Annotated in this window: 1 protein-coding gene; it reads right to left on the reverse strand. The window is 51.2% G+C overall.

What is annotated here, in order from left to right; all coding sequences use genetic code 11:
* Window positions 1-254: 254 nt before the first annotated feature.
* Window positions 255-1,211 carry a FitA-like ribbon-helix-helix domain-containing protein gene (locus tag ACYVD0_RS12345; RefSeq protein ID WP_460427084.1) on the reverse strand — a complete coding sequence of 319 codons (957 nt, stop codon included), beginning with the start codon at window positions 1,209-1,211 and terminating at the stop codon, window positions 255-257.
* Window positions 1,212-1,934: the final 723 nt, after the last annotated feature.

Here is a 1,934-nt window from a genome sequence, read left to right on the forward strand (position 1 = left end):
CATGGCCAGGCGTCGCATCTGGTCCTGAGTTTCTCGAGAGAGCTTTCGGGCATCAATCTTTTTCATGTCCCTTTATATCGTGAATTTGATTGCCGCGTTAATAATTGCGCAGATTCTTGCGCAGTCGGCCTACAATCCCCGAATGACAAGGCTTAGAAAATTTTCGGGGGCGTTCAAAAGCCTTCGCCAGCCCTGCTCACTCACTGATAACAGAGGTGCTGAAGCCTTTGCTTCCATTGCTCTCCAAGCCTGCTCTAATTTGGCGTGTGAGGGGTGCCATTCAGTTGTTCGCGTTGTTTCTTCAGTGAGGGGCGTCCTTCAACTACCTGAAAAATACGCTCTGTGATGCTTTTCCAGCCAGGCCAATACTCTTGTTTTCGGAACTGGTTTTCATCCCAGAAATCTTCCCACCAGCAGCTCTTCTCTTCATGCTGAAGAATATTCATCGGATGGCGCTTGCCAGCTAGTAGTGATGAGTATGAGCTTTCGTCCACGAGGTAGCCTTCAACCCAAACATCATTCGAATCTCTCCCAGTCCAACGCTTGTACAACCCCTGAAGCACGAGGCTTAGCGAGGCTAAGCTAGACTCGCCACCAGCTCCAATCACGTCGCTGATGTGGTACGGCGTTGAAAATGCTTGAGCGCTCCAGTCAGAAAATCTCTTCACAAAGGCGAACTCGCCAGCCTTACTCCGACTACGCACTAAGTAGATTTTCGGGTTTTCGCCAGCCTCAGCGGGACTTAAAAGCCAATCGGAGCCCGCAAAAGCATCCTCCGGTATCCTTGTATACACGGGGGAATACGGATTGCCTTCTCCATGCACTAGCCAATCTCTTTGACAACCTACCAGAGCGGAAATCTGTGTGAGCTCATCAAAGGACGGCTCCTCATCACCGGCAAGCCAGCTCTCAATTTTTTCAGCGTGAGACCATCCCATGGCCTCCGCCAGTCTAGATGGCGTCGCGGCTTTCGAGGTTCGTAATTCACCAATCTCGTTTTGCAGGTAACGTAGCCGTTGGCCTACGCTAACGGCTCTTGACGTACGCTTTTCGCTTTCTATCTGTGGTTGCACCCATGCGCGTATCGCTTGTCTGGCTTCGGCCTCTAGGGATCGGTCATGCTGTTCGGCCAGGCGTCCCAGGGCGCTAATCACTTCTGCTGGTAGGTTGCGAACCGTAACTTTTCCTGCGGGTGCATCGCTATTGAACATCAGGCCATCTCCTGGCAATGAAGTAGGCTTTAACCATAAATCAAAATGACCTCAAAATGCATCATTTTGATTTTACTTGGATCAGATGCCTGTAGGCAGGCAAGCGCTGGTGAGCTCAGGGAGGGGGTAGAGATCGGTTATGAACGTTATGTACTAAATGAAGATGAGTACCTTTTCGAGTACCCTTATTAAGATCAAAACAATTGAAGCCTTTGTCTGGCGCAGACTATATGATTCTAGTTTTGTTCCTAGTGCCACCATATAAATCAATGACTTAGGCATCGCAGCGATGCGGGCCTTTGTTGTTTTTGGGGAAATTCGGACCACTACTAGGACCACTTCTCAAAAGTACCCCCTCTCCTACTCACCCGGATGACGCGCTGCTGGCGCTGGTGATCGTCGTCACTCCCCGCCTCGGGGTGGTGCTCCCCCAATGGTAGATGACGTTTCCGCCGCTGGTGGTGATGTGGTGATCGTCGCAGTTCCTTTATCTTGGGGAACTGGTCTTCTTGTCGGGGTCTTCTTGTCGGTCGAATTGGTCGTGCTGCTTGGCTCGTGCGCGCGTGCGCACGTACTGGTCACTGTGCGCCCGACGTCCTGTTCATTGTTTTTCCCCTGTTATTAACCCGGCAATCAAATACCCAATCTAAGTAGCATAACGCACCGACGCATGCTGGAAATAGGCAACTACCCGCTCCGGGGTTTTGGCCAGCCAGCTCATGA

The organism is Azotobacter armeniacus, assembly GCF_054779355.1.

Bases quoted from the DNA above. Each gene is read 5' to 3' on its own strand.
- ACYVD0_RS12345 (WP_460427084.1), bottom strand. From the start codon at position 1,211: ATGTTCAATAGCGATGCACCCGCAGGAAAAGTTACGGTTCGCAACCTA.